The organism is Mycobacterium sp. IDUB_5, assembly GCF_055419565.1.
Genome location: NZ_JBVAXX010000003.1, coordinates 771,442 through 796,209, shown reverse-complemented (window position 1 = coordinate 796,209; position 24,768 = coordinate 771,442). Strand labels below are relative to the sequence as shown.

Here is a 24,768-nt window from a genome sequence, read left to right as displayed (position 1 = left end):
AAGACCAACTGATCGACATCGCCCTGGAAATCAAACGCGAAATGGACGCCGCCTCCCCATAGCCCGGCCGAATGCACGCTCTGCCACGCGAACACCAGACAATCCCTCACACACCGTGCACTCGCGAACCTCTCGAAAAGGCGACCATCCGATACAGGTATCGAGGAACGGTCAGCGTGGGCACCCGTCGGGGCCAGTCATCAGCGCGGAAGTACGCATCCGATCCGCCGTCCACGAAAAGAACACTACCGCAGAGGAAGTCCGCATCCTCGGACAACATGAACCGTATCCAGCCCGCGAGCTGAGCGGGATCTCCGAAACCCCCGACCGGCACCGGGAACGTCTTGACCGCTTTGGCTTGTCGCGGTGAGGAAAGCTGTTCGTCGAGCAGCGGGGTGTCGACGGCCCCGGGCGCGATCGCGTTGAGTCGGATCCCGACACCCGCCCACATCGGTTGCACCGCCGTACGGCGGACCCAGCGCATCACGGCGATCTTGGAGGCGCCGTACGCCATCGCCGGCGCGGTCGAACCGAACATCCGTACCGCGCGTGACGCGCCGGCCAGATCGTCGCGCAGTAGCGCGCGCACGGCGCGGCCTGGCACCATCGGCATCGTTGTCGCCGAATTACTGCCCACGACAACGACCTTGGCGCGATCGGCAGCCGCAAGCGCCGGCTGCAACGCCTGGGCGAGTTCGACGACACCGAAGTAGTTGACCGACAGGATGTTCTCGGCGCTCCCCCGCCCGGGACGTGGCCCCACCCCGGCGGCCAGCACCGCGCCGTCGAGATGTCCCGGCGCCGCGTCTGCTACCGCGGCCGCAGCATGCGCGCGCCCCTGCGGGGTGGACAGATCGGCGATGACCTCAGCGTCGTGCCGATCGACGGTGATCACCCGATGCCCGTCGTCGCGCAGCCGTTGTGCGACAGCATGTCCCATCCCCGACGCCGCACCAGTGACGGCATAGACACCCACTGTGATCCTCCGTTCTCACGGCTCCTTGAGCAGCTGGAATCCCTTGTATCCCGCTGCAGCCACCTCATTGCAGATGTCGAGGTAGACGCCGAAGCCACCGATGAACAGCATGAATTGCCGCGGCTTTCCAGGCACGTTCGCACCCATGTACCAGGAATTGGCCCGGGTGAACAGGGTCGCTTCTGCACGCCGTGCGCACTCGGCGATCCAATCGTCGACCGCGTCGGCGGTCGGTTCGATCGCCGCGTAACCTCGGTCGTCGAGATAGGAGATGGCCTCAGCGATCCAGTTCACATGAGCCTCGGCGTGCAACACCATGTTGGCCAGCACTGCAGGCGCCCCCGGCCCGGACACCAAGAACAGGTTGGGGAATCCGTCGGTGCCCAGCCCGAGGTAAGTGCGCGGGCCGTCGGACCAGTCGTCGACCAGCTTCTGTCCGCCGCGGCCGGTGATGTCGATCTTCGCCAACGTACCGGTCATCGCATCGAAACCCGTTGCCAACACCAACGCGTCGATGTCGTAATGCTTCTCCGAGGTACGGATTCCGGTCGGATCGATCGACTCGATAGGCGTCTCACGGACGCTGACCAGGGTGACGTCCGGGCGATTGAACGTCTGGAAGTAGTTCGTGTCGGTGCAGATCCGCTTGGTCCCGATCGGATGGTCGGAGGGGATGAGCAGATCGGCGACGTCGGGGTCGTCGATGACCGCGCGGATCTTCTCCTCGTAGAACTTTCGGGCTTCCTCGTTCGCCTCCAGGGAGGTCATCTGGTCGCTGAAGGTCTTGGAGAACAGCACACCGCCCAGTTGCCAGCGTTTTTCGAACGCGGCACGGCGCTCCTCGGGGGCCGCCTCCATGGTCAGCTTCGGATGAGCGACATGCGGTGAGCCACCGCCGCTGCGCCAGGACATCTGGCGACGCTGCGCGTAGTTGGCTTTGATGTCGGCGACCTCGTCGTCGGCGAGCGGTCGATTGCCTGCCGGCACGCTGAAATTGGGTGTTCGCTGAAAGACGTAGAGATGCGCCGCCTGCTCGGCGATGAGTGGAATCGATTGAATGCCAGAAGATCCGGTGCCGATCACTGCCACGCGAACACCAGTGAAGTCGACATCGTCGTGCGGCCAGTGAGCGGTGTGGTAGATCTCGCCGGCGAAGGTGTCCAGCCCGGGAATGTCCGGGGTCATCGCCGCCGATAGCGGCCCAGTGGCCATCACGACGAACCGCGCTTCGACGACTTCGCCCGTGTCGGTGGTCACCGTCCACGTCAACGCGGATTCGTCGAGCTCGGCGCTGGTCACTCGAGTGTCGAAGGTGATGCCACCCCGCAGATCGAGTTCGTCGGTCACCCAGTTGATGTAGTCCAGGATCTCGCGCTGGGTGGCGTACTTCTCCGACCACGTCCACCGCTGCTGCAGGTCATCGGAGAACGAATAGCAGTAGTCAACGCTTTCGACGTCGCAGCGCGCGCCCGGGTACCGGTTGTAGTACCAGGTGCCGCCGACGTCGGGGGCGGCTTCGAAGACCCGCACCGACAAACCTCGGCCACGCAACGTGTGCAGAGCGTAGAGGCCGCCGAACCCGGCGCCCACCACGACAGCGTCTACCACCCCGGCGTCCTCGCGTGTACTCGATGCGCTGCTCACGCGTCGAACGGTAGGTCGTCACCGCTGTCGCGGCCGCCGGATCTCCCGTTCACCGGAAGCCGTGACCCAGTTTCCCGGCCATCGGGCGGACCCAGTTGGCGCGGGTCGCCGAGCGCGTCAGAATCACCGGCCATGACCGACGTCGAAACCGATACCGAGATCGTCGGCGCGGGACGCGGGGTGGTGGTGCGGGTCGCCGAAGTCATCGACGAAAGCGCTGACGCCCGATCGCTGGTGTTCGCGATCCCCGATGACCAACGCGACCTGTTCGCCTACCGGCCCGGACAATTTCTCACGGTGCGGGTGCCCAGCGAACAGACCGGGTCGGTGGCGCGCTGCTACTCGCTGGCCAGCTCTCCGCACACCGATGACGCACCGAAGGTGACCGTGAAGCGCACCGTCGCCGGGTATGCGTCGAACTGGTTGTGTGACAACGTCTCTGCAGGGGATCACATCGAGGTGCTCCCCCCGGCGGGAGTATTCACCCCGGCCGACCTCGACGCCGACTTCGTGCTGTGGGCCGCCGGCAGTGGCATCACTCCTGTGATGTCCATCCTCAAGTCGGTGCTGTTCGCGGGCAGCGGACGGGTGGTGCTCTGCTACGCCAACCGCGACGACGCCTCGGTGATCTTCGCCGCGGAGCTGCGTGATCTCGCGGCACGTTACGCCGGTCGCCTGACGGTGCTGCATTGGCTGGAGTCGCTGCAGGGGCTACCGACCCGGGCGCAGATGAGTGGTTTCGTCCGCACCGTCTTCGGCGGATCGGCCGCCGTCGAATCGTTCATCTGCGGTCCGGGCCCATTCATGGCCGTGATCAAGGAATCCCTGAGTGAGGCCGGGGTTCCGCGCGAGCGGATTCACCTCGAGGTCTTCCATTCGCTCTCCGGTGACCCGTTCACCGACGATGCCGGCACCGCGGCGGCGCTGGCCGACGATGCCGATGCCGCCACTGTGCGCGTCGATCTCGACGGTCACTTGCACCGGTTGCGGTGGCCACGGCGCGCCACTCTGGTGGAGACCATGCTGGCCGCCGGGCTGGAGGTGCCCTACTCGTGCCGGGAGGGCCAGTGCGGGTCGTGCGCAGCGACGTTGGTGGCTGGTGAAGTCGACATGGCCACCAGCGACATCCTCGAAGCTGACGACATCGCCGACGGACTGATCCTCGGCTGCCAAGCCCGGCCGGTCACCGACGACCTTCACGTCGAATTCTGAATTCGCTCTCCGCGGCTTCCGCTGACCGGGAAAACCGACCACCGCGCTCCAGACCGCAGTACACCATTGACACAGGCCAGCGACGAAGAGGACCACGACATGACTGAGCGGGTAATCGACCGGGTGCACGAGCACGCCGAGCAATTGCGCACCCAAGGCGCTGAGGCCGAGAAGATCGGCAAGCTCACCGACGACACGGTCAAACTGATGAAGTCGGCGGGCAACATCCGCCTGCTTCAGCCCACTGAACACGGCGGCCTGCAGGTCCACCCCCGCGAGTTCGCGGAGACGGTCATGGCCACTGCGGCGCTGGATCCGGCGGCCGGCTGGATCAACGGCGTGGTGGGTGTGCACCCGTATCAGCTGGCCTATGCCGATCCACGGGTGGCTTCCGAGATCTGGGCCGACGACGTCGACACCTGGGTCGCCTCACCGTACGCCCCGCAGGGCGTCGCCAACCCGGTCGACGGCGGGTACATCTTCAACGGGCGGTGGCAGTTCAGTTCAGGCACCGACCACTGCGACTGGATCTTCCTAGGCGCGATGATGGGAGACGCGGAGGGCAAGCCTCTGATGCCCCCGCAGATGCTGCACATGATCCTTCCGCGCTCGGATTACGAGATCGTCGACGATTCCTGGGATGTCGTCGGGTTGCGCGGTACCGGCTCCAAGGACGTCATCGTCAGAAATGCTTTCGTGCCCTCGTATCGGACGATGGACGCAATGAAGGTCATGGACGGCTCCGCCCAGCGCGAAGCTGGAATGACCGACACGCTCTACCTCATGCCGTGGTCGACGATGTTCCCGCTGGGCATCAGCGCGGCAACGATCGGCATCGCGGAGGGTGCGCTGGCCGCCGCGCTGGACTACCAACGTCAGCGGGTCAACTCCAGCGGCGTGGCCATCAAGGACGACCCTTACGTCATGTACGGCATCGGCGAGGCTGCCGCCGACATCAACGCCGCCCGCCAGGAACTGCTGGCCAACGCCGACCGCATCTACGACATGGTCGACTCCGGGCGTGAGGTGTCTTTCGAGGATCGCGCGGCCGGACGGCGCACCCAGGTGCGCGCGGTCTGGCGAGCCGTGTCGGCCGTCGACGAGATCTTCGCGCGCTGCGGCGGCAACGCCGCCCGAATGGACAAGCCGCTGCAACGGTTCTGGCGCGATGTGCACGTCGGCCAGGCACACGCCATCCACGTCCCCGGCACCGTCTATCACGCCTCGGCACTGAGCTCCCTCGGCGTCGACCCGCAGGGTCCGCTGCGGGCGATGATCTGAAAGGACTGCCCAGCATGGGATTGATCAAGAGCCTCGGCTACGTCACCGTGGCGGCCACCGACATCGACCGGTGGCGCCAGTTCGCCTTCGATGTGCTCGGCTTCGCCGGCGGCCAGGGTCCCGACGAATCCGCCCTGTATCTGCGCATGGACGAGCGGGCCGCCCGCATCATCGTCGTGCCCGGCGACGTCGACAAGATCGTCACCGTCGGATGGGAGGTTCGCGACCACGCCGATCTCGAACTGGTCAAGGCGGCCCTCGACGGCGCAGGTGTGCCCTACAAGCAGCTGTCTTTGGAGGAAGCCGACGCGCGCCGCGTCGAGGAGGTCATCGCCTTCGAGGACCCCGCGGGCACCTCGCTCGAGGTGTTCCATGGCGCGGTGCTCGACCACTCCCCCGTCGTCACTCCTCACGGAGCCCGCTTCGTCACCGGCGGGCAGGGGTTGGGCCACGTCGTGCTGCCCGCCCTCGACGTCAACGGCGTGTTCGAGTTCTACACGGAGGTACTGGGTTTCAAGTCCCGCGGCGCTTTCCGCGTTCCGGTGCCCCCGGAATTCGGGCCGGTGCGGGTGCGGTTCATGGGCGTCAACCAGCGCCACCACAGCCTGGCCATCTGCCCCGCGCAGACGGTGCGCGATCCCGGCCTCATCCACCTCATGGTCGAGGTCGACACCCTCGACGCGGTCGGTCAAGCTCTCGACCGGGTCAACGCCGAAGGATTCCAGCTGTCCTCGACGCTCGGCCGCCACACCAACGACAAGATGGTGTCGTTCTACGTGCGCGCCCCCGGCGACTGGGACATCGAGTTCGGCACCGAGGGCATGCGCGTCGACGAGGAGCACTACACCGCCGAGGAGATCACTGCCGACAGCTACTGGGGTCATCAGTGGGTGTCCGACCTGCCCGCAGCGATGCGTCCGTGACAGACGTGATCCCGGTCGCCGCCGGCAGCGTCACCTCCTGGGACCACCACGCCGATGTCGTGATCGCCGGCTACGGCGTCGCGGGTGCCGCAGCCGCGGTCGAGGCCACCCGAGCGGGAGCCGAGGTCCTGGTCCTCGAACGCAGCGGGTCCTGGGGTGGGGCGGCCGCGATGGCCGGCGGGTTCATCTACCTCGGGGGCGGGACGCCGCTCCAAACCGCCTGCGGTTTCACCGATTCCGCCGACAACATGGCCGCGTTTCTCAATGCCGCCATGGGTCCGGGCGCCGACGAGCACCGCATCGCGGACTACTGCGCCGGCAGTGTCGCCCACTTCGAGTGGCTCAGCGGTTGCGGCATTCCGTTCAAGGCCGAGTTCTTCGATCAGCCCGGCTGGGAACCCATGGGCGACGAAGGGCTGATGTACAGCGGCGGAGAGAATTCCTACCCGTTCAACACCATCGCCGAACCCGCACCGCGCGGCCACGTTCCGCAGATGCAGAACAAGAAGCAGGGCGAAGCCAGCGCCGGGTTCATGATGATGAAAGGTCTCGTCGAGACCGCCACCGCAGTCGGCGCCGGCGCGCTCTACGACGTGCGGGTGCAGGCGCTGATCGTGGAGTCCGACGGCCGCGTGGTCGGTGTCCGGGCCCGCCGCTACGGCACCCAGATCGACATCCGCGCCCGGCGCGGTGTGGTGCTGGCCACCGGCAGCTTCGCTTACAACGACGCCATGGTGGCGCGGTACGCACCCCGCATCGCCGGTCGGCCTGCCGCCTCCATCGAACAGCACGATGGACGAGCGATCAGAATGGCGCAGGCACTGGGCGCAGACCTCGCCCACATGGACGCCACGGAAGTGGCGCTGTTCATCGATCCACAGCAACTCGTGCGGGGCGTCCTGGTCAACGAACGCGGACAGCGCTTCGTCGCCGAAGACACCTACCCCGGCCGAGTCGGTCAGCTCACGCTCTACCACCAGAACAACACCGCCTATCTCGTCCTCGACGAGACCGCGCAGACCGAGGCGATGAACTCTCCCTCTCCCCAGCTGATGATGCGTCCGCCCACGTGGGTGTGCGAGACCGTCGCCGAATTGGAAGCCGAGATCGGGCTGCCGCCAGGATCTCTGCAGTCCACCATCACTGCATACAACGACGACGCTGCCCAGGGCCGGGATCGTCTCCTGCACAAGAAGTCTCGGTGGCTGCGCCCGCTCGGATCCCCAGTGGCGGCAATTGATCTGCGCGAATCCACGGGCGGCTTCACCCTGGGCGGCCTGCACACCACCCTCGACGGCGAGGTTGTACACGTCAGCGGTGATCCGATCCCGGGCCTGTTCGCCGCGGGCCGCTGCACCGCCGGACTGGCCGCATGGGGTTACGCCAGCGGTGTCAGCCTCGGCGACGGCAGCTTCTACGGACGTCGCGCAGGACGCGCCGCCGCACGCGGCTGATCCAGCCCGCCCCCCCAGCGGACGCCTCGACGCGTCGGCAGTTTCGGTCCTGTACGCCGTGAGCCCGCGTTGCCCCCGCGCTAGGACTGAGCTCTGCGTTCATCGCCGCTGTCCACTGACACGCCCGATTTGTGTGACAGCGCGCACACCCCTGTGCTACAAAGAGGCATATTACTAATAGGCATATGCCTGTACGGCATGCGCTGACCGAAGGAGGCCCGGTGACCATCACTGTCGACAAGGCAAACGAAACACCCAGTGCGGTCATCGATCGCATCTCCCTGGTTCTCGACGCCTTCGACGGACCCGGACGGCTCACCTTGGCGCAGATCGTGCGCCGCACCGGACTTCCCCGTTCGTCGGCGCACCGCATGCTCGAGCGCCTGGTCGCGCTGCGGTGGCTGCGCCGCGACGGCCGCGACTACGAACTCGGCATGCGGTTGGTCGAGCTGGGCTCGCTGGCGCTGCACCAGGACCGCATTCACCGTGCCGCGATCCCACTCCTGCGCGACCTGCATCGCGCCACCGGGCTGGTCGTGCACCTCGCCGTGCTCGACGGCTCCGACGTCGTGTATCTGGAGAAAATCGGGGACCACATGGCCTCTGCCATCCCCACCCGCGTCGGGGGACGTCAACCGGCGCACTGTACCGCCGTAGGCAAGGCCATCCTGGCCGATACCGAAAGTACCGATAGCACAGTCGATCTGACTGTCCGCAAAACCCGCTACTCCATTGCCAACGCCGCCCAATGGACCGCAGAGCTGGCCCGGGTGCGATCCCACGGGGTCGCCGTGGAGCGCGAGGAGTCCCTGCACGGCTTCGGGTGCGTCGCGGCGCCGATCGGACCTGCCGGCCAAGCCGTGGCCGCGGTCTCCGTGTGCGGCCCGATCTCCCGGATGACCTTCGACCATCGCATGGCCGGGCCGGTGCGCATGACCGCGATGGGCATCTGGCGCAACGCCGAAGACGGACCCGAGCGTGTCGCACCCACGCTGCAGCCGCTTCGCCCGTTGCGCGGCGGGATCGCGCCGCGGCCGACCGAGGCGCGGCACGCTTCCCTGTTGCCGGCGTGAGGCTCGATCCGCAGATCGCCGACATCATCGAGGCGCTCGATTCGGGCTTTCCGCCGGTGCACGAGATGACCGGCGCCCAAGCGCGCGCCGCGATTCGCGCGCGGTTCGTGCCGAACCCGGCACCCGAATCGGTCGCCGCCGTCGAAGATCACGAGATCGCTGTCGACGGGAGCTCCATGGCTGTCCGCGTCTATCGCCCGGAGGCGTCGGAACCCTTGCCGGTGGTGGTGTACGCCCACGGCGGTGGATTCGTCTTCTGCGACATCGACAGCCACGACGGACTGTGCCGCAATCTCGCCAATCTCATTCCTGCGGTGGTTGTTTCAGTGGATTACCGGCTGGCGCCCGAGCACCGGTGGCCGACGGCCGCCGAGGACCTGTACACCGCCGTCGAGTGGACGACCGATCATGCCGCCGCCCTCGGCGCGGATCCCGCACGTGTGGTCGTCGGGGGTGACAGCGCCGGCGGCAATCTGGCCGCGGTGACCGCCCTGATGGCTCGCGATCGGAGGGGCCCGGAGGTGGCGGCGCAGTTGTTGCTCTATCCGGTGATCGCCGCCGATTTCGACACACCCTCCTACCGGGCGTTCGGGCGCGGGTTCTACAACCCCCGCCCCGCCCTGCAATGGTATTGGGATCAGTACGTGCCTGCCGTCGACGACCGCACCCACCCTTACGCGAGCCCGCTCGGCGCCGATCTCGCCGGTCTGCCACCGGCGGTGATGGTGCTCGCAGGCCACGACCCCCTGCACGACGAGGCCAGTGCCTATGCAGACGCGTTGTCCTCGGCGGGTGTCACGGTCTCGCGCTGCGAGTTCGAGGGCGGCATCCACGGTTTCATGACGATGCCGATGCTCGAACTCGCGCACGAAGCGCGCCGACAGTCCAGCGCCGCCCTACGGCAGGTGCTCGACCGGTAGCGACGCCGCGGGCGTACCCGCCCGCTGCGCCACCGGCCCGTAGCGCTGGTCGGGGTCGAGCACACAGTGCGTCCGCCCGAACACCGTGACCATGCACTTGTTGTTGTGGTTGCAGAGGCTGCGCGATGCCGGCTCGACCATCATCGTCTTCACCCGGTCAGGTTCGCGCAGCAATGCCCGCCCTATGGCGAAGAAGTCGAAACCTTCGGCCATTCCGGTCATCAGGTGCGCGCGCTCGGTGATGCCACCCAACAGGATCAACTTCGTGTTCTTCATCAGGGGTACGAACTGGCGTGCCGCATCGAGCATGTAGAGATCCCGGTAGGGATAGTCGCCCATCGCACGCTTGCCGACGAGGCGCAGCGCGGGACGCAACACCGGCGGCATCACCTTGGCGAACTCCCTCACCGGAGCATCTCCCCGGAAGAGGTACATCGGTTTGTACACCGATGACCCCTGAGTCAATTCCAGGGCATCGAGCGTGGCGTCGTCATCGAGCAACTGCGCGGTGCGCAGCGCCTCGTCGATCCAAATGCTGCCCGGCACGCCATCGTCCATGTCCAGTTTGGCGATCACCGCGACCTGATCGCCGACGACGGTACGGACGTGCTCGGCGATCTCGCGCACCAGCCGCGACCGGTTGTCGATCGACCCGCCGTAGGCGTCCTTGCGCCGGTTGATCAGCGGACTCAGAAACGAGCTGGGCAGGTACAGGTGCCCGAAGTGCAATTCCACCGCATCGAAGCCCGCCTCGACCGCAACCTGGGCGGCGGTGCCGAATTGGGCGATGACCGTGCCGATCTCCTCGACGGTGATGGCGCGGCAGTACGCCATCGACGTCGGATTGACGAACCTGCTGGGGGCGACCGCGGTGACTCCAGTCAGCTTGCGAGGAGCAACGACTCCGGCATGACCGAGTTGGGCCGAGATCGCCGCACCGGCGTCGTGCACCGCATCGGTCAGTCGCCGCAGCCCTGGCAGGGCCGCGACACTCATCACGATCTGACCGGGAGCGCTCGCCCCCTGCGGGGACACGCAGCAATACGCGACCGTCGTCATCCCCACCCCGCCCTCGGCGAAGCTGCGATGAAAGGCAATCAGTTCGTCGGTCACCGCACCGCGAGGCGAACGCCCCTCTGAGGTGGCGGCTTTGATGATCCGGTTGCGCAGTGTCACAGGTCCCAACCGGGCGGGGCTGAACGGATCGTTCATCGAATCACCATGGCCTCGACGTCATGAGGGGGCAACGGGGTCCTCCCGGTAGCCGGGAAGGCCACCCCGCCCACAACCCGGACGACCGTAGCCTCGCGCCATGGGTGAGGTCTGCGTCATCGACCGGGTAACCACCGCTGCAGGGTGCGCACGCGCGTTCATCGACGCCTATCTCGCCGACTACGCCCCCGGGGCACGGGCACGCGGGATGACGCTGCGCGACGTCCTGGTGAGCCCGCCGATCTGGTTCCCCGACCGCACCAACGTCGTCACCATCACCTGGACGCTGCCCGGCCCGCAGGCGTGGTGGCAGATGACCTGGCAGGGCCGACCCGACCCGACGATCGCTCAATGGTGGTCCAGCGTCGGTGATCTCGTCGTCGATCGCATCCGAAGTGTCGCCACCGACCCCGCCGATGTCGAGGCCGCCCCGCCCACCGCGATCGCGGCGCCGGGTGCGGGGTCCACGGCCACGGTAGCAGTGACCCGGTTGATCGACGTCGACGAGCCGGACCGCGACCGGATCCTCACCGCCCTGCGGGCCGCCGCGGAGCGCAGCGGTGCCGCCCGACATGTAGTCGCCCCGACCCTGCCGGGGTCCCGTAACGGCGGCGACATCCTGCTGCACCTACGCTTCGACGATCCCCAGGCGGCAGTCGACTTCGATGTCGATGCGACACTCTCCGATCCGGCCATCTCCCGCGTCAATGGCGCGACCTACCGCGGCTGCGCGATGCGAAGCTCGGCGGGAACCGTGTATCGGGCTCTGCTGCTGCGTGTTTCACCGGAAGCTGATCGCTCGGCGGTGGCAGACTTCGAACGCGAACTCGCGATGATGGCGTCTTACGTTCCGACGATCGCGGCCTGGCAGCTGAGCAGGGTGGACGATGCCGTCGGGACCACGGGGTGGACGCATGTGTTCGAGCAGGAGTTCACCGACGTCGCGGGACTGATGGGCCCCTACCTGATGCACCCCATCCACTGGGCGGTGGTCGACCGATGGTTCGATCCCGAGACCGCCGACGTGATCGTCCGGGATCGGGTGTGCCACAGCTTCTGCGACATGGCCGCCCCGGTGCTCTAGACGGGTCCTCACAGGCCGGCGGGAAGGATGTTCGGATTGGCCGCTGCCGGAGGCTCGATTGGCTCCAACATCGTGCGGCCGTCCAGGGTGCGCACCGGAAGTCTCTGTGACCATGGGTAGTGAAGGCTGAAGGCCACCAACCCGGTACGTGCTTGGGCGGGGAGGTGACACATGGCCAGCACGGTCTCGGCGAGGTACTCGACCGGTTCGGTGGGAAAGCCGGCCGGAATCAACGACGCCGCGCCAGGGGTACGTACCGCCGTGGAGGGACCCACGCAGTTGACCGCGATGTTGGCGTCGACCAACTCGGCGGCGACGCCCTGGGTGAAGCGATGCAGCGCCGCTTTGCACGATGCGTAGATCACGTCGCCTGCCGTCTTGTTGTAGTCCCGGTAGGGGCGGACCGGCGCGACGCCGGTCACCGAGCCGATGTTGACGATCCACCCGGCACCCCGACTGCGCATGTGCGGAATCGCCGCCTGAGTCAATGCGAACGGCGTCGTCAAGTAGTGGGCCACCGTGCGGTCGAACGTGGCCCGCGGCATGTCCTCCACGAGCGCGTAATCGGCGAAACCCGCATTGTTGACCAGGATGTCGATCCCACCCGCCCGTTCCACCACCGATGGGATCAGTCCGTCTCGGGCCGCGTCGTCCTCGAGGTCAACAGCCACCCCGAACGCCGATCCCCCTGCCGCCTCGATGAGTCCGATGGTCTCGTCGATGGCGCCGGGGACGATCTCGTTCGCCCCGGCGCGTATCGATGGTGAGGGGCGGTGAGAGCGAGCCGTGACCGCGACGGTGGCGCCCTCGGCCGCCAGCCGCTGCGCGATGGCCCGACCGATGCCGCGACTGCTGCCCGTCACCAGAGCCGTTTTGCCCGTGAGTAATCCGCTCATCTCAGCACGAAGTCCGATTCGACAGGTGCGCGGTGCTGCTGCCACAGGTCGACGAGGCGATAAGGGGTGGCCACGACGACCCGGCCCGACTCCGACCGATAGTAGGTGTGTGCGTTGGGCGTGTGACACCACACGGTCTTCTGCATCGCTGCGTCGATGTCAGCCACGTAGCCCTCGTACGCGGACTCGGTGACCTCGATCGTGGTCGACCCGCGCAGCGCCATCAGCTGCAGACATTCGATGATGTAGTGCGCCAGGACTTCCATGGAGAAGTTGGCACCGGCGCCGTGCCCGGGACTGTAGTTGGGCGCAGAGGTGATGAACAGATTCGGGAAACCCGGCACGGTCCCGCCACGGTATGCGCGTGGACTGTTGCCCCATTCTGCGGCCAGAGTTTTGCCGCCGCGACCCCGGATGTCCACCGTGGACAGGAAGTCGAGGTGATAGCCGGTCGCGTAGATGATCACATCGAGGTCGATGTGGCGACCGTCTGAGGTGACGATCCCCGAGGCGTTGATCTGCGCGGGTTCGCACGCTTCGACGTCGACGTGGTCGCGGGTCAGCGCAGCGTAATAGCCGCCGGGGTCACGAATGATGCGCTTACCGTATGGCGCGAAGTCCGGGGTGACCTTGCGCGCCAGTTCCGTTCCCGCACCGAAGGTTCGGTCGATGTAGTCCAGGCACATCTGCAGCAGGACATCGTTGGTCGGGTTGATGGACAGGTGGGTCTTGGACCACTCGGGGTCCTGCAGGATGATCGGGTAGTTGTTGTCGGCGGTGCCCCAGTAGGACTTCAGCCGATGCCACATCGCGTAGTACGGCAGCACGCGACCGAGGTAGCGGCGGTGTTCGGGCACGTCGTCGGAGAGCCGTTTGCGCGGTGCCACCCAGTGCGGTTGGCGCTGGAACACGGTCAGATGCTCGACCTCGTCGACGCACGCATCGACGATCTGCACCGCCGTGCAGCCCGCGCCGATGACCGCCCCCCTCTTGCCGGTCAGATCCAGATCGGGATCCCAGCGGGCCGAGTGGATGCTGATACCGCCGAACGTGTCTCGGCCCTTGACGTCCGGGAACCGGGGGCGGTTCAGGTAGCCCGCCGCGGTGACGACCACCCGCGCGTGGTCCACCGACTGGGTGCCATCGGTGCGGCAGGTGTGAATCTCCCAGTGTTGTCGCTGCTCATCCCAGTGCAGCGCCTGCACTTCGGTGCCGAACTGGATGTGACGGCGCAGGTCGTGCTTGTCGGCCAGCGCCACCAGGTACGCCTGGTACTCCGCGCCCTGCGGATAGTAGTTCGACCATTCGGGATTGATCTCACGCGAGAGCGAGTAGTAGGCCGACGGGGTGTCCACGCCGATGCCGGGATAGGTGGTGGTCAACCAGGTGCCACCCACCTCGTCGTTGCGGTCGTAGACAGTGAAGGCCACGCCCTCCTCGGCGGCCGCCAGAGCGACCGCGATGCCGGCGAGACCGGCGCCGATGATGGCGACGGTGGTGGTCTGCGGAATCGGTACGGTGCGCGGCAGCGTGGGTGCCGAGGGCCGGAATCCGCCCTGCTCGAGCAACAGGTCGACCTGCTCGTCGTCGACCTCCGCCCCCAACGCCACCGGCAGCAGCCGGGTGAAGAACTCGCGGTCGTCAGGGGCCGGGGCGCCGGCCGGTCGCGTGGTGTTCAGGGCAGCGATGACCTCCTCCGCCAGTGTCTGCGCGGTCTGCGGATCGGTCTTGCCGGCCCGCTCCGGCGGATCCGGCTCGTAGGCAATCCTCGCGGCGTACCGGTCGATCACTGAGGCGTCGCCTGTCATCTGCGCCAGCACCGCGACCAAGACGCCGGGATCGGCCTTGCGCAGGTGTCCGCGCAGCGCGTCCGGGTCCGTTGCATTGTCTGTCGGCAGCGACGACGATTCCGTGGTGGCGGTCATGGTTGCGAGTATCGGAGCAACGACCACTCGGTGGTGACGGCCTGTCTACTGAGCGGGAGACAAACCACCGCGGTGTGGCAGTGCGCGCCTACGCTGCGGCCCATGCACCACGACGACCTCGACGCCGTCATCGCCCGCGCCCGCAGTCACAGCCTGGCTGACATCCCGCGACGCTCGGCACGCAAGCAATCCGACAAGACCGCCATCATCGACGGCGACGTCGTGCTGTCCTTCGCCGAATTCGATCACCAGGTCGACCGAGCCGCGGCCGCGTTGTGCGACAACGGATTCAAGCCAGGTGATCGGTTGGCGCTGCTGTCCCGCAATTGCTGGCAGTACGCGGTGCTGACGTTCGCCACGGCCCGCGCCGGCGTGGTGCTGGTACCTGTCAACTTCATGCTCACCGCCGAGGAGATCAGCTACATCCTGGGACACAGCAAGGCACGAGGATTCATCGTCGAGGCCGATCTCGTACCAGTCGCCGAGCACGCCATGACGCTGGGCACCGTGGTGACCACCTGTGCCGCGCTCGTCCTGCCGGGCCAATCGTCGGGCTGGCCCGACTTCTCCGACTGGCTGACCACCACCAATCCCGCACCGGAGTACCACCTCGCGGACGACCAGCTGGTGCGGATCATGTACACCAGCGGAACCGAATCCCGTCCCAAGGGTGTGATGCACAGCAGCCGCAGCCTGATGTGGCAGTACATCAGCACCATCGTGGCCGGATCGATGTCCGGCGACGACGTCGAGGTGCATTCGCTGCCGCTCTATCACTGTGCCCAGCTGGACAACTTCCTGGCCACCGACCTCTACCTGGGGGCGACGAGCATCATCCTCCCCCGCCCCGATCCCGAGCTGGTATTGCGCACCATCGAGCGGTACGGCGTCACGAACTACTTCGCGCCGCCCACCGTGTGGATCAGCTTGCTGCGCAGTCCGGTATTCGACGAGGTGGACCTGTCCAGCCTGCGCAAGGGTTACTACGGCGCATCGCCGATGCCCGCCGAAATCCTCCACGAGATGCGCCACCGCCTGCCGCAACTGCGGTTGTGGAACTTCTACGGCCAGACCGAGATGGCGCCGCTGGCCTCCGCCCTGGGCCCCGCCGAACAGGACGCCCACGCCGGGGCGGCGGGACGCCCGGTGGTCAACGTCGAAACCGTCGTCCTGGATGAGACCGACACACCGGTCGCGACCGGTGTCGTCGGCGAGATCGCCCACCGCAGTCCACATCTGATGCTCGGATATCTCGACGACGAGGAGAAGACGGCACAGGCGTTCTCCGGGGGTTGGTTCCACTCCGGAGACCTGGGCTACTACGACGAACACGGGCTGCTGCACGTGGTGGATCGCAAGAAGGACATGATCAAGACCGGCGGAGAGAATGTCGCAAGCCGCGAAGTCGAAGAAGTGCTCTACCGCCACAACGGCATCCAGGAGGCAGCCGTGTTCGCGCTGCCGCATCCGCTGTGGGTCGAAGCCGTCGTCGCGGCGGTGGTCCCGCGCGCGGATTCCGCGCTGACCGAAGACGAGGTCGTGGCACACTGCCGCGAACACCTGGCCGGCTTCAAGACGCCGAAACAGGTGTTCTTCGTCGACGCCCTGCCGAAGAACCCCAGCGGCAAGCTGCTCAAACGCGATCTGCGGCAGCGTTTCACCCTCCACACCGCGAACAACTGAAAGGCCACATCAGCGTGTACACCGGCCGTATCGCCCGTTTCGACGAACCCGGCACCCCCTTCACCCTCGACACCGTCACGCTGCCCGAGGTCGGCGCGGGGCAGGTCCTGATCCGGGTGTTGCGCGCGAACATCTGCGGGTCCGACGTGCACGCCTGGCACGGCACATTCGCCACCCGTGGGCTCGGTGGCCACCTGCCCACCGTGCTCGGTCACGAGATGGTCGGTGCCGTCGAAGCGCTCGGCGAGGGCGTGCACACCGACTCCAACGGCGTTGCCCTGACAGCCGGCACCCGGGTGGTGTTTCCGTACTTCTACAGTTGCCACACCTGCCGCAACTGCCTGGCCGGGCGGCGCAACGCCTGCTTGAACCTCACGATGGCCATGCTCGGGCGCGCCGACGAGCCACCCTACTTCGTCGGCGGTTATGCCGACTACTACCTTCTGCCCGCGGGCGCGGTGATCTACACCGTGCCCGACAGCGTCGGCGACGACATCGCCGCCGGCGCCAATTGTGCACTGTCACAAGTCATGTACGGCCTCGAACGGGTCGACATGGCACTCGGGGAGCACGTCGTGGTCCAAGGAGCCGGCGCGCTCGGGCTCTATGCCGTGGCCGTGGCCAAGGCACGCGGTGCTGCGCAGGTGATCGCCATCGACGCCGTCCCCGAACGACTCGAACTGGCCGCCGCGTTCGGCGCGGACACCGTGATCGATCTCAACGAGGTTGCCACGCCTCGGGACCGCGCCAAGGCGGTGCGCAAGCTCACCGGCGGGCACGGCGCCGACGTGGTCGTCGAAGTCGTCGGACACCCGGCTGCGATCGACGAAGGCCTGCAGATGCTCGGACAGTTCGGCCGCTACGTCGAGATCGGCAACATCAACGTCGGGCAGACCTTCGCCTTCGATCCGTCGCGGTTCGTGTTCTCCAACAAGACCATGGTCGGGGTCTCGCTCTACGACCCGGCGGTCCTGTCGCGGGCCCTGACGTTCCTCGAACGCCATCAGCATCAGCTACCGCTGCATCGACTCGCCGCGGCGTGCTATCCGCTCGCGGACATCAACGACGCATTCGCCGCCGCCGACGGCAAGCGCGACGTCCGCGCCAGCATCGTCCCCCACCCGACAGAAGGATGACCATGCCCACCTACGAGCGTTCCCTGCTGTTCGTCGACGGCCGATGGGTCACACCGGCCGGCGGCGGCATCATCGACGTCGTCGATCCGGCCACCGAGAAGGTGATCGGCCATGTACCGGCCGGCACCGCCGAAGACGTCGACGCCGCGGTCGCCGCAGCCCGCCGCGCCTTCGACCCCACCATCACCGTGGCCGAACGCCGCGACCGCCTGCACCGGGTGATCGACGCCCTCGAGAAACGTCTGCCCGACATCGCCGAACTGATCACCGCCGAGATGGGCGCCCCGGTCCGCATCGCCCAGACCGTGCAGACGCAGGTGCCGCTGGCGGTGGCCAAGGGCATCGCCGACGTGGTGGATAGCTTCGAATTCGAAGAGCACATCGGCAATTCGCTGGTACTGCGCGAGCCGTACGGCGTCGTCGCGGCCATCACCCCGTGGAACTATCCGCTCTACCAGGTGGTCGCCAAGGTGGTCCCGGCGATCGCCGCCGGGTGCACCGTCGTGCTCAAGCCCAGCAACGACGCTCCCCTGTCGGTGTTCGAATTCGTCGAGGCCTGTCAGGACGCCGGGCTACCCCCGGGGGTGCTCAACGTCGTCTCGGGCCCCGGCCGGGTGATCGGCGAGCGCATGGCCAGCCATTCCGACGTCGATTTCGTCTCCTTCACCGGTAGCACCGAGGTGGGCGCCCGGGTCGGTGAGCTCGCCGGCCAAGCGGTCACCAAGGTGGCGCTGGAGCTGGGCGGGAAGTCTGCCAACGTCATCCTCGACGGCGCCGACCTGGCGACCGCGGTCAAGGTCGGAGTCGGGAACGCGTTCCTCAACGGCGGACAGACGTGCATGGCGTGGACCCGGATGGTGGTGCCCCAGTCCCGGTACAGCGAGGCGCTGGACCTCATCGAGGCCGCCGTGTCCCGCTACCCCGTGGGAGATCCGTGGGATCCGGCAACGCGTATCGGCCCGTCTGCGTCACGCTCACAGTTCGACACGGTCCGCGGGTACATCGAGCGGGCGCAACGCGACGGTGCACGCCTGCTCGTCGGTGGTGCCGAGCCGGTGCGTGACGTCGGGTTCTTCGTGGCTCCTACGGTGTTCGCCGACGTCGATCCCGAGTCAGAACTCGGCCAGGAAGAGGTGTTCGGACCGGTGCTGGCGGTCATCCCGTACACCGACCATGACGATGCCCTGCGCATCGCCAACGCAACCCCCTACGGGTTGTCGGGGGCGGTGTGGGCCGCTGACGACGACACCGCGATCGCTTTCGCTCGCGGTGTGCAGACCGGGCAGCTCGACATCAACGGCGGCGCTTACAACCCGCTCGCCCCCTTCGGGGGGTACAAGAAGTCCGGCATCGGCCGCGAATTGGGTCGGTTCGGTTTCGAGGAATACCTGCAGACGAAATCCCTCCAGCTCAATAGGCGCCGATGAGTACCCCGCTGCGTATCGACACCGACGGATCGGTGCAGGTGTGGACCATCGACGCACCGGAGGTGGGCAATGCCATCACCGGACCCGATGTGATCACCGGATTCGAGACGCTCGTCGATGCGGTCAACCGCGACAACGACATTCGCGTGGTCATCCTCACTGCTGCCGGCAAGATCTTCTCCGCCGGCGGCAATGTCAAGGAAATGGCCGATCGTCAGGGCATGTTCGGCCTGGCCCCCATCGACCAGCGCCGCGCCTATGTCGACGGAATCCAACGCATCCCTCGCGCTCTCGCTCGACTCGAGGTGCCGCTGATCGCCGCTGTCAACGGGGCCGCGATCGGGGCGGGCTGCGATCTGGCCATGATGTGCGACATCCGCATCGCCTCGCAGCGTGCGTCGTTCGCGGAGAGCTTCGTTACCCTCGGCCTGATTCCCGGCGACGGCGGAACCTGGTTCCTGCCCCGCGCCATCGGGTACGCCCGGGCTGCCGAACTGACCTTCACCGGTGAACGCATCGACGCAGACACCGCTTTGGCGTGGGGCTTGGTCAGCCGCGTCGTCGCGCACGACGAACTGCTCACGGCAGCAAGGTCGTTGGCGGATCGCATCGCCGTCAACCCGCCTCATGCCCTGCGAATGGCCAAACGGCTGCTTCAGGAATCGGTGAGCGGATCGCTGGAGTCCACCCTCGCCATGGCCGCGGCGATGCAGCCGCTGGCCCACCACGACGCCGAACACGAACAGCGCATTGCCAAGTGGAGGACCTCATGACTGTTCCAGGGCTGCGCCTGACCCCTCCCCCCGGCGCTGACACCGAGGGGCTACGCGCCGAGGTCCGCGCCTTCCTGGCCGAACAACTCGGCGCCGGTGCGTTCACCCCGTCGGTGGATTCGTGGTTGTGCGGGTGGGATGAAGCGTTCACCGCGGCGCTGGCACGACGCGGATGGTTGGGGATGACGGTGCCTCAGCGCTACGGCGGGCACGGGCGGACCTTCGGTGAGCGCTTCGTCGTCACCGAGGAGCTACTGGCGGCCGGCGCACCGGTGGCCGCGCACTGGATCGCCGATCGTCAGATCGTGCCATCGTTGCTCAAATACGGCACCGAGGAACAGAAGTCACACTTTCTGCCGCAGATCGTCGCCGGCGAGTGTTTCTTCGCCATCGGGATGAGTGAACCCGACTCCGGGTCGGATCTCGCCAGTGTCCGCACTCGCGCCGTGCCGACCGACGGTGGTTGGTCGCTCACCGGCACCAAGGTGTGGACCTCCGGGGCCCACCGCGCCCACGCGTTCATCGTGCTCGCCCGTACCGCGCCCACGGACGCGGCGCATCGCCACACCGGACTCAGCCAGTTCATCGTCGATCTCCGCAGTCCCGGGGTCGAGGTGCGGCCCATCGTGTCGATGAACGGAAACCACCACTTCAACGAGGTCATTCTCGACGAGGTCTTCGTGCCCGAGACCCGGGTGTTCGGCCAGATCGGCAGCGGCTGGGAACAGGTGACCTCAGAGCTCAGCTTCGAGCGCAGCGGGCCGGAACGATTCCTGTCCACCTTTCCCCTACTCGCCGCGGCCATCGACTCCCCCGCCGCGCCGCCAATGGGTACCGACGCAGCATGGGGACGACTCGTGGCCCGCGTCAGCGCGCTCCATCACATGTCCACCGCCGTCGCCGACGCGTTGCAGAGGGGTGAGAACGCCGACGTCCCGGCTGCGGTCGTCAAGGTCCTCGGCACCACCACCGAGGGCGGCATCGCCGACTTCGCCGCCCACGGATTCGGGGACGACGCCGCACCCGATCGCACCTGGGAAGAGCTGGTGGTCAACGCCGCCGACCAACGCCCTGGCTTCACCCTGCGCGGCGGGACCAACGAAGTGATGCGCGGCGTCATCGCGCGCGGATTGGGATTGCGATGACCGCTACTGCACCACAACAGGTTTCGCCGGTGGTCGATCCAGAGCTCGCCGCCATGATCGACGGCGTCCTGGCTGACTACCGCAACACCGCCGCGCCCACCGGGCCCACCGAACGCAGGCACTGCGACCGCGACCTCTGGCAGCAGCTCGACTCGTTGGGCTTGGTCCGCCTGACGGGTGCCGAGCGCCACGGCGGAAGTGGCGCGGGCTGGGCCGAGGCCGCAGTACTGACCGCCGCGGCCGTCCGCCACGGCGTTCACCTTCCGTTGGCCGAGCACGACCTCCTGGCCTGCTGGTTGATCGACGAGGTGTCCGGGCCCGCCGACGATAGGGTGCACACCCTCTGTCAGCTCGCCCCCGGGGCATCCACCGGCGTGGCGCCGTGGGCCGGGGAGGTGGACCGGCTGACCGTGCTATGGGACAGCGGCGACGGGCATCGACTGGCTCAGATCGACACCGCGAGTGCGCAAATCACACGGTGCACCAACGCGATCGGGGAGCCGCGCGATCGCGCGACGGTGGACACGTCGACGCTGACGGGAGTACCGGTGCCCCCGGAGGTGGTCGCCGTCGTAGCCCGGAAATCTGCCATGGTGCGGGCTTTGCAAGTGTGCGCGGCGCTTGATCAGGCGGTGGCACTGTCCATCGATCACGCGGCCTCGCGCGTACAGTTCGGCCGACCACTCGCGAAGTTCCAGGCCATCCAGAATCTCATCGCCGATGCCGCGGCCGAGGCCGCACTGGCCCGCATCGCCACCCAGGCGGCTCTGCAGACGGCGATCGACAGCAACTGGGACGCAATGTGTCTCGACTTCCAGATTGCGGTCGCGAGGTCATGCGCAGGTCAGGCAACACTGGTGGTGACACGCAACGCTCACCAGGTGCACGGTGCCATGGGAACCACTTTCGAGCACCGACTGCACGAGTACACCCGCGGGGCCCTGGCGTGGCGTTCCGAGTTCGGTTCCGCGCGATTCTGGGACCTGCAAGTCGCGGCGAAGGCCAGTGCAGCTGGAGGTGCAGGCCTGTGGGAATTGATCACCGCTGAGACGTGATTCACCGACATGGGCGCTGGGTCGCGATGACCCAGCGCCCATGTCGGCTCGAGACTCAGACGGCGGTGAGCGCGATGGTCTGCACCTGGTCGCCGTTGTAGCGCTGGAACAGCTTGGTGAGGTTGAAGCGGTTGTCGGTAACGAGCACCTCGAAGGTGTCGGTGCCGCCGCCCGCGGCGAGGAATGCGGGGTCGGCCTGATAGGCGAAGGTGCCGGTGATGTCATCGATGGTGACTGTGCCGTTGACCGGCTTCCGCACGACGACGTACCGGACCTCCGGGCGCACGACCTCACCGGTGAGCACGCCGAGTGCCGTGCCGTCTGCGTTGAGTGCGCTCTGGCTGATCACCGTCCCCTCCACGCCTTTCAGGTCACCGGTCCCGAGGTCGGCATTGAGTGTCGCCACCGACTTCTCGGCGGTTCCGCCTGCGAGGAGGTTGCCCACGAAGGCGAGCACGACGTCACCGGTGCCGAGGCCGTCGATGGTGACGGTCCCGGTTTCCTTGCCTGCGTAGTACGCGACCGAGTAGTCCGGGTTCAGGTAGACCGTCGTGCTGTCCACCGCGGCGGGGGCGTTCCAATTGTCTCCTGCACCACCGCCGATGACCGCCGGGTTGGTGTAGGCGAGGGCGATCAGCCCTGCCACCTCCTCACATCCGCAGATCGCCGGCGACGGCGCGCCGGCCCGTACCGTCGACCGGATCTGCACCCGCGTTCCCAGTTCGTCGGGATCGCGGGCGTCGATGTCGCCGGTGATGGTTCCGTTGACGCCCTGACGGTTGATCTGGACGTCAGTCACCACCGGTGCGGCGTTGAAGACGGTGCCCTTCAGGAAGGTCACCACGGCGGCCAACGGCTTGCGACGTTGTCCCGCAGATGGATTCGTGAAGGACGATTCGATCGCGACCGACTCCGCGGCGTCCCGGACGACCGCCTTGGTCTCCCGCTTCGGGGCGAGACCGATGCTCCGCCGCACCGGGGTGGGCCGAGACGTGGTGGCGCCGGACTCGGACGCTGCTGCATCACTGGCGGATCGCTCCGCTCGCCGGTCCTCTCGTGTCCCGCGCGCGCGGACGGTTTCACTCCTGCTCTGCTGACGCGTTTCCCGGACCTTCGCCGCCCGGGCGCCGGTCGTGTCCCCACCCGAACGCGCCGCGCTCTGTGAAGTTGCCGATCGACCCGTCGAGGGGGACGAGTCACCGTCGTCGGCGGAGGCGACTCCGGTGGCGAGAGACGTCATCAACCATGCCGACGCGGCGAATCCGGCCGCGAAGCCCACCCCTTTGGCCACTGTGCGCGCGTGGTCACTGCGCGAGGGCGGATCTGCGACGGCCGGTCGCCGCGCGGAATCCCGTGTGTGCGAGGGAGTTACCTGCATGTGTGTGTCCTTTGTGGGAGGGGTCGTTCGACAGCCCAGAGCGTGCCGAGTGAGTGTGGCCTGCGCCACACTCCGTCCCGATCACCGGACACTCGACGGGGGGTCACCGGCCCGCCGCGTGACTGTCCTGACGGTCCCGCGATCAACGTCCCGCTCACCGGTCACGTCAGCTCAGTGGCACACCTCACTCGGTTTGACTGACTCGCCATGAGCAACGAGATCACGCTGGCTGAGGTACAGGAGTTCATCGCCGGGTTCTGGTACCACTACGACGAGGGACACTTCGACGAGCTGGCCTCCCGCATCGGCGAGGAAATGCAGTACTTGAGCCGGTCGCTGTCCGGGAACTGCCCGTTCGAAGACCTGCTGGCCGCCGAGCTGCACGGCGGCGAAGAAACCCTCGCCTGGCTCATCGAGCACCGCAACGTCAACCCCTACCCGTGTCGGCATCACGCCACCAACATCTTTCGGACCGACACCGGCACCGGTCCCGAGGGCGAGGTCACCCGCGTCCGCTTCACCATGTTCGTCAATCAGATCACCAACAACGTCCCCTTCGCTGTTTCCAGCGGCGTCGCAGATGTGGGTATCCGCCGGGCAGGGGACCGTCTGGTGTTCACCTCGATGACGGTGATGCTCGACGCCGACGACTCGATCCCCTTCGCCGAGCACGCCGCCAAGTCCGCTTCGGTGAGCACGCAGCCGGCGTGACCGCCCGCGAATCGTTCGGCGGTGGCATCGCCGTCATCACGGGCGCCGGCGCGGGCATCGGGGCGGGACTGGCCCGCCACGCCGCCCGTCTCGGAATGACCGTGGTCCTCGTCGACATCGACGCCGGCGCCGTCGCGGCGCTGCGTGGCGAACTCGTCGCTGCCGGCGGCTCGGCGATCGACAAGGTCTGCGACGTCCGCGATGCCGACGCCGTGCAGGCGCTCGCCGACGAGGTGCGCAACGATCTGGGGCCGATCCGCCTGCTGGTCAACAACGCAGGCGTCGAGCAATTCGGCTACCTGTGGGACACCCCCGTCGAGAACTGGCGACGCGTCGTCGACGTGAACATCAGCGGCGTCTTCAACGGTATCCGGGCGTTCCTTCCGCACATGATGGCCTGCGACGCGCCGGCCTGGGTATGGAACCTCTCCTCGATCGGTGGCGTCGCCGTCGTCCCGCTGCAAGCGCCCTACATCATGAGCAAGCACGCGGTCCTCGCGCTCACCGAGTGCCTGCACCTGGAGGTCCAGGCCGCCGGACACGACGAACACATTCACGTGCAGGCGGTGCTCCCGGGTGCGGTGGTGTCCAACATCTTCGAGTCCGCGGGTGGCGTCGACGGCGGCGACACAGGCGCCGCTGAATCTCAGCGAGCGGCCATGCTCGACATCAAGGCCGCGGCGATGGATCCCCTGGCCGCCGCCGAGGTGGTGTTCGACCAGGCCGCCGAGGGGCGGTTCTATCTGCTCACCCAGCCCGACTATGTCGGCTCGGCGATGGCCGAACGCGCCCGCGTGCTGACCAACCAGGAGACCCCCCGCCTGCGCACCGAGCGACGCTTCGATCCCGCACAGAACTGA

General features: G+C 67.2%; 21 protein-coding genes. 15 read left to right on the top strand and 6 right to left on the bottom strand.

Annotated features, from left to right (window positions below; translation table 11 throughout):
• Positions 1-106 precede the first annotated feature (106 nt).
• Entirely contained in the window at positions 107-976 is an 870-nt protein-coding gene (locus ACZY1G_RS13050; RefSeq protein ID WP_463822606.1) for an SDR family oxidoreductase, read from the bottom strand.
• A gap of 15 nt (positions 977-991) precedes the next feature.
• Positions 992-2,620 (bottom strand): flavin-containing monooxygenase, encoded by a 1,629-nt coding sequence (locus ACZY1G_RS13045; RefSeq protein ID WP_463822605.1) that lies wholly within the window; start codon positions 2,618-2,620, stop codon positions 992-994.
• A 132-nt stretch (positions 2,621-2,752) separates the two neighbouring features.
• On the opposite strand from ACZY1G_RS13045, the gene ACZY1G_RS13040 reads away from it, so the two are divergent.
• The 6 genes from ACZY1G_RS13040 to ACZY1G_RS13015 all read left to right on the top strand — a co-directional run bounded on the left by ACZY1G_RS13040 (position 2,753) and on the right by ACZY1G_RS13015 (position 9,483).
• Positions 2,753-3,832, top strand: a complete 1,080-nt coding sequence (locus ACZY1G_RS13040) for a 2Fe-2S iron-sulfur cluster-binding protein (protein WP_463822604.1) — start codon at positions 2,753-2,755, stop codon at positions 3,830-3,832.
• A gap of 99 nt (positions 3,833-3,931) precedes the next feature.
• On the top strand, positions 3,932-5,113 hold the full coding sequence (locus tag ACZY1G_RS13035) for an acyl-CoA dehydrogenase family protein (RefSeq protein WP_463814730.1): 1,182 nt from the start codon (positions 3,932-3,934) through the stop codon (positions 5,111-5,113).
• Between the two features lie 14 nt (positions 5,114-5,127).
• On the top strand, positions 5,128-6,036 hold the full coding sequence (gene bphC / locus ACZY1G_RS13030; RefSeq protein WP_463822603.1) for a biphenyl-2,3-diol 1,2-dioxygenase: 909 nt from the start codon (positions 5,128-5,130) through the stop codon (positions 6,034-6,036).
• Complete coding sequence (locus ACZY1G_RS13025) at positions 6,033-7,490, top strand: FAD-dependent oxidoreductase (RefSeq protein ID WP_463822602.1); 1,458 nt, start codon at positions 6,033-6,035, stop codon at positions 7,488-7,490. The genes bphC and ACZY1G_RS13025 overlap by 4 nt, the downstream gene beginning before the upstream one ends.
• Positions 7,491-7,711: 221 nt before the next feature.
• Positions 7,712-8,563 carry an IclR family transcriptional regulator gene (locus ACZY1G_RS13020; protein ID WP_463822601.1) on the top strand — a complete coding sequence of 284 codons (852 nt, stop codon included), beginning with the start codon at positions 7,712-7,714 and terminating at the stop codon, positions 8,561-8,563.
• The gene (locus ACZY1G_RS13015; protein ID WP_463822600.1) at positions 8,560-9,483 is read left to right on the top strand and encodes an alpha/beta hydrolase; all 924 of its coding nucleotides are present in this window, start codon (positions 8,560-8,562) and stop codon (positions 9,481-9,483) included. Before ACZY1G_RS13020 ends, ACZY1G_RS13015 begins: the two co-directional genes overlap by 4 nt.
• Here the strand turns inward: ACZY1G_RS13015 and ACZY1G_RS13010 are convergent.
• Positions 9,460-10,695, bottom strand: coding sequence for an NADH:flavin oxidoreductase (locus ACZY1G_RS13010; protein ID WP_463822599.1), 1,236 nt, complete (start codon positions 10,693-10,695; stop codon positions 9,460-9,462). The two genes, ACZY1G_RS13015 and ACZY1G_RS13010, sit on opposite strands and share 24 nt — an antisense overlap.
• A gap of 481 nt (positions 10,696-11,176) precedes the next feature.
• Here ACZY1G_RS13010 and ACZY1G_RS13005 point away from each other — a divergent pair, with 481 nt between their 5' ends.
• Complete coding sequence (locus ACZY1G_RS13005) at positions 11,177-11,779, top strand: Dabb family protein (protein ID WP_463814895.1); 603 nt, start codon at positions 11,177-11,179, stop codon at positions 11,777-11,779.
• Positions 11,780-11,787: 8 nt separating this feature from the next.
• On the opposite strand, the gene ACZY1G_RS13000 is transcribed toward ACZY1G_RS13005, so the two are convergent.
• Together ACZY1G_RS13000 and ACZY1G_RS12995 are read right to left on the bottom strand one after the other, a co-directional pair.
• A complete protein-coding gene (locus ACZY1G_RS13000; RefSeq protein ID WP_463822598.1) occupies positions 11,788-12,675 on the bottom strand; it encodes an SDR family NAD(P)-dependent oxidoreductase in 888 nt (295 codons plus the stop codon).
• Positions 12,672-14,600 carry a flavin-containing monooxygenase gene (locus tag ACZY1G_RS12995; protein ID WP_463822597.1) on the bottom strand — a complete coding sequence of 643 codons (1,929 nt, stop codon included), beginning with the start codon at positions 14,598-14,600 and terminating at the stop codon, positions 12,672-12,674. The genes ACZY1G_RS13000 and ACZY1G_RS12995 overlap by 4 nt, the downstream gene beginning before the upstream one ends.
• A gap of 102 nt (positions 14,601-14,702) precedes the next feature.
• Between ACZY1G_RS12995 and ACZY1G_RS12990 the strand changes: the two genes are divergently transcribed.
• The 6 genes from ACZY1G_RS12990 to ACZY1G_RS12965 are packed head-to-tail and all read left to right on the top strand — an operon-like array spanning position 14,703 to position 21,819.
• Positions 14,703-16,283 (top strand): acyl-CoA synthetase, encoded by a 1,581-nt coding sequence (locus ACZY1G_RS12990; protein ID WP_463814722.1) that lies wholly within the window; start codon positions 14,703-14,705, stop codon positions 16,281-16,283.
• A gap of 14 nt (positions 16,284-16,297) precedes the next feature.
• The gene (locus ACZY1G_RS12985) at positions 16,298-17,419 is read left to right on the top strand and encodes a zinc-binding dehydrogenase (RefSeq protein ID WP_463814721.1); all 1,122 of its coding nucleotides are present in this window, start codon (positions 16,298-16,300) and stop codon (positions 17,417-17,419) included.
• Positions 17,420-17,421: 2 nt separating this feature from the next.
• On the top strand, positions 17,422-18,846 hold the full coding sequence (locus ACZY1G_RS12980; RefSeq protein ID WP_463814720.1) for an aldehyde dehydrogenase family protein: 1,425 nt from the start codon (positions 17,422-17,424) through the stop codon (positions 18,844-18,846).
• Positions 18,843-19,619 (top strand): crotonase/enoyl-CoA hydratase family protein, encoded by a 777-nt coding sequence (locus ACZY1G_RS12975; protein ID WP_463822596.1) that lies wholly within the window; start codon positions 18,843-18,845, stop codon positions 19,617-19,619. Before ACZY1G_RS12980 ends, ACZY1G_RS12975 begins: the two co-directional genes overlap by 4 nt.
• Positions 19,616-20,764 carry an acyl-CoA dehydrogenase family protein gene (locus tag ACZY1G_RS12970; RefSeq protein WP_463822595.1) on the top strand — a complete coding sequence of 383 codons (1,149 nt, stop codon included), beginning with the start codon at positions 19,616-19,618 and terminating at the stop codon, positions 20,762-20,764. Before ACZY1G_RS12975 ends, ACZY1G_RS12970 begins: the two co-directional genes overlap by 4 nt.
• Positions 20,761-21,819: an acyl-CoA dehydrogenase family protein gene (locus ACZY1G_RS12965; protein ID WP_463822594.1), complete on the top strand. Its 1,059-nt coding sequence runs from the start codon at positions 20,761-20,763 to the stop codon at positions 21,817-21,819. The genes ACZY1G_RS12970 and ACZY1G_RS12965 overlap by 4 nt, the downstream gene beginning before the upstream one ends.
• 55 nt (positions 21,820-21,874) lie before the next feature.
• Here the strand turns inward: ACZY1G_RS12965 and ACZY1G_RS12960 are convergent, their stop codons facing one another.
• A complete protein-coding gene (locus ACZY1G_RS12960; protein WP_463822593.1) occupies positions 21,875-22,795 on the bottom strand; it encodes a hypothetical protein in 921 nt (306 codons plus the stop codon).
• Positions 22,796-23,404: 609 nt separating this feature from the next.
• Between ACZY1G_RS12960 and ACZY1G_RS12955 the strand changes: the two genes are divergently transcribed.
• Entirely contained in the window at positions 23,405-23,908 is a 504-nt protein-coding gene (locus ACZY1G_RS12955; RefSeq protein ID WP_463822592.1) for a polyketide cyclase, read from the top strand.
• Positions 23,905-24,768, top strand: a complete 864-nt coding sequence (locus ACZY1G_RS12950) for an SDR family NAD(P)-dependent oxidoreductase (RefSeq protein ID WP_463822591.1) — start codon at positions 23,905-23,907, stop codon at positions 24,766-24,768. The genes ACZY1G_RS12955 and ACZY1G_RS12950 overlap by 4 nt, the downstream gene beginning before the upstream one ends.

Excerpts from the sequence above, each read along its gene's own strand:
- ACZY1G_RS13040 (WP_463822604.1), top strand. The coding sequence starts at position 2,753 with ATGACCGACGTCGAAACCGATACCGAGATCGTCGGCGCGGGACGCGGG.
- ACZY1G_RS13035 (WP_463814730.1), top strand. The coding sequence starts at position 3,932 with ATGACTGAGCGGGTAATCGACCGGGTGCACGAGCACGCCGAGCAATTG.
- bphC (WP_463822603.1), top strand. The coding sequence starts at position 5,128 with ATGGGATTGATCAAGAGCCTCGGCTACGTCACCGTGGCGGCCACCGAC.
- ACZY1G_RS13010 (WP_463822599.1), bottom strand. The coding sequence starts at position 10,695 with ATGAACGATCCGTTCAGCCCCGCCCGGTTGGGACCTGTGACACTGCGC.
- ACZY1G_RS13000 (WP_463822598.1), bottom strand. The coding sequence starts at position 12,675 with ATGAGCGGATTACTCACGGGCAAAACGGCTCTGGTGACGGGCAGCAGT.
- ACZY1G_RS12995 (WP_463822597.1), bottom strand. The coding sequence starts at position 14,600 with ATGACCGCCACCACGGAATCGTCGTCGCTGCCGACAGACAATGCAACG.
- ACZY1G_RS12990 (WP_463814722.1), top strand. The coding sequence starts at position 14,703 with ATGCACCACGACGACCTCGACGCCGTCATCGCCCGCGCCCGCAGTCAC.
- ACZY1G_RS12980 (WP_463814720.1), top strand. The coding sequence starts at position 17,422 with ATGCCCACCTACGAGCGTTCCCTGCTGTTCGTCGACGGCCGATGGGTC.
- ACZY1G_RS12975 (WP_463822596.1), top strand. The coding sequence starts at position 18,843 with ATGAGTACCCCGCTGCGTATCGACACCGACGGATCGGTGCAGGTGTGG.
- ACZY1G_RS12970 (WP_463822595.1), top strand. The coding sequence starts at position 19,616 with ATGACTGTTCCAGGGCTGCGCCTGACCCCTCCCCCCGGCGCTGACACC.
- ACZY1G_RS12965 (WP_463822594.1), top strand. The coding sequence starts at position 20,761 with ATGACCGCTACTGCACCACAACAGGTTTCGCCGGTGGTCGATCCAGAG.
- ACZY1G_RS12955 (WP_463822592.1), top strand. The coding sequence starts at position 23,405 with ATGAGCAACGAGATCACGCTGGCTGAGGTACAGGAGTTCATCGCCGGG.